The organism is Massilibacterium senegalense, assembly GCF_001375675.1.
Taxonomy (GTDB): Bacteria; Bacillota; Bacilli; order Bacillales; family Massilibacteriaceae; genus Massilibacterium; species Massilibacterium senegalense.
Window position 1 is genome coordinate 1 of the sequence record NZ_LN831780.1, and the last position, 1,527, is coordinate 1,527.

Sequence of the window (1,527 nt, forward strand, 5' to 3'; positions counted from 1 at the left end):
GCCCCCCTCAAGATGAGATTTCCCATAGCGTAAGCTAGTAAGACCCCTTATAGATGATGAGGTTGATAGGTCTGGTGTAGAAGCGTGGTGACACGTGTAGCTGACAGATACTAATCGGTCGAGGGCTTATCCTAATACTAAATTGGTTGTACAATATTCGTTATTTGGTTTTGAAAGAATAAAAAAATTAAAAAAAGTGTTGACTTTCTTTTAAAAAGTAGTATAATTATTCTTGTCTTTAAGTTAATAATTTGTCTGGTGATGATGGCAAAGAGGTCACACCCGTTCCCATGCCGAACACGGAAGTTAAGCTCTTTTGCGCCGATGGTAGTGAGGGGTTTCCCCTTGTGAGAGTAGGACGTTGCCAGGCTATGGAGGATTAGCTCAGCTGGGAGAGCATCTGCCTTACAAGCAGAGGGTCGGCGGTTCGAGCCCGTCATCCTCCACCATCTTGCCGGTGTAGCTCAATTGGTAGAGCAACTGACTTGTAATCAGTAGGTTGGGGGTTCAAGTCCTCTTGCCGGCACCAGTTTGAGCCATTAGCTCAGTCGGTAGAGCATCTGACTTTTAATCAGAGGGTCGGAGGTTCGAATCCTCCATGGCTCACCATTTATAACCACGCGGGTGTGGCGGAATTGGCAGACGCGCTAGACTTAGGATCTAGTGTCTTACGACGTGGGGGTTCAAGTCCCTTCACCCGCACCAATTAAAATTAAATAGGCATTGCGGAAGTAGTTCAGTGGTAGAACACCACCTTGCCAAGGTGGGGGTCGCGGGTTCGAATCCCGTCTTCCGCTCCATAACACACATGCCGGGGTGGCGGAATTGGCAGACGCACAGGACTTAAAATCCTGCGGTAGGTGACTACCGTACCGGTTCGATTCCGGTTCTCGGCACCATGTGTGCGCCCTTAGCTCAGCTGGATAGAGCGTTTGACTACGGATCAAAAGGCCGGGAGTTCGAATCTTCCAGGGCGCGCCATATTTTTTCGGGAAGTAGCTCAGCTTGGTAGAGCACATGGTTTGGGACCATGGGGTCGCAGGTTCGAATCCTGTCTTCCCGACCATCTAATTATGGGGCTTTAGCTCAGCTGGGAGAGCGCCTGCTTTGCACGCAGGAGGTCAGCGGTTCGATCCCGCTAAGCTCCACCATATTATTTTCTTAAAAAAGTTCTTTGAAAACTAAACGAAACGTCAAGCAATAGAATGTACGATATACAATTTGTATAAAATGCATCTCTAGTCAATTCTAAAGAGTCAACGTAAAACTTTTATTTGAGAGTTTGATCCTGGCTCAGGATGAACGCTGGCGGCGTGCCTAATACATGCAAGTCGAGCGAACCGATGAGGAGCTTGCTCCTTTGAGGTTAGCGGCGGACGGGTGAGTAACACGTGGGCAACCTGCCCTTAAGACTGGGATAACATCGAGAAATCGGTGCTAATACCGGATAACTGATTAGACCGCATGGTCTAATGATAAAAGATGGCTTCGGCTATCACTTAAGGATGGGCCCGCGGCGCATTAGCT

9 tRNA genes and 3 rRNA genes are annotated in these 1,527 nt (G+C 48.4%); all 12 read left to right on the forward strand.

What is annotated here, in order from left to right:
* Positions 1 to 134, forward strand: a 23S ribosomal RNA gene (locus tag BN1372_RS00635); the annotation flags it as partial.
* 120 nt (positions 135 to 254) lie between these two features.
* Positions 255 to 370: ribosomal RNA gene (gene rrf / locus BN1372_RS00640) — 5S ribosomal RNA — on the forward strand.
* A 3-nt stretch (positions 371 to 373) separates the two neighbouring features.
* Positions 374 to 449, forward strand: a tRNA-Val gene (locus BN1372_RS00645).
* A 4-nt stretch (positions 450 to 453) separates the two neighbouring features.
* Positions 454 to 529: transfer RNA gene (locus BN1372_RS00650), tRNA-Thr, on the forward strand.
* A 4-nt stretch (positions 530 to 533) separates the two neighbouring features.
* Positions 534 to 609, forward strand: a tRNA-Lys gene (locus BN1372_RS00655).
* 11 nt (positions 610 to 620) lie between these two features.
* Positions 621 to 705, forward strand: a tRNA-Leu gene (locus BN1372_RS00660).
* A gap of 20 nt (positions 706 to 725) precedes the next feature.
* Positions 726 to 800: transfer RNA gene (locus tag BN1372_RS00665), tRNA-Gly, on the forward strand.
* Positions 801 to 810: 10 nt separating this feature from the next.
* A tRNA-Leu gene (locus BN1372_RS00670) sits at positions 811 to 899 on the forward strand.
* 5 nt (positions 900 to 904) lie between these two features.
* A tRNA-Arg gene (locus BN1372_RS00675) sits at positions 905 to 981 on the forward strand.
* A gap of 8 nt (positions 982 to 989) precedes the next feature.
* Positions 990 to 1,066, forward strand: a tRNA-Pro gene (locus BN1372_RS00680).
* Between the two features lie 9 nt (positions 1,067 to 1,075).
* Positions 1,076 to 1,151, forward strand: a tRNA-Ala gene (locus tag BN1372_RS00685).
* 119 nt (positions 1,152 to 1,270) lie between these two features.
* Positions 1,271 to 1,527: ribosomal RNA gene (locus tag BN1372_RS00690) — 16S ribosomal RNA — on the forward strand; the annotation flags it as partial.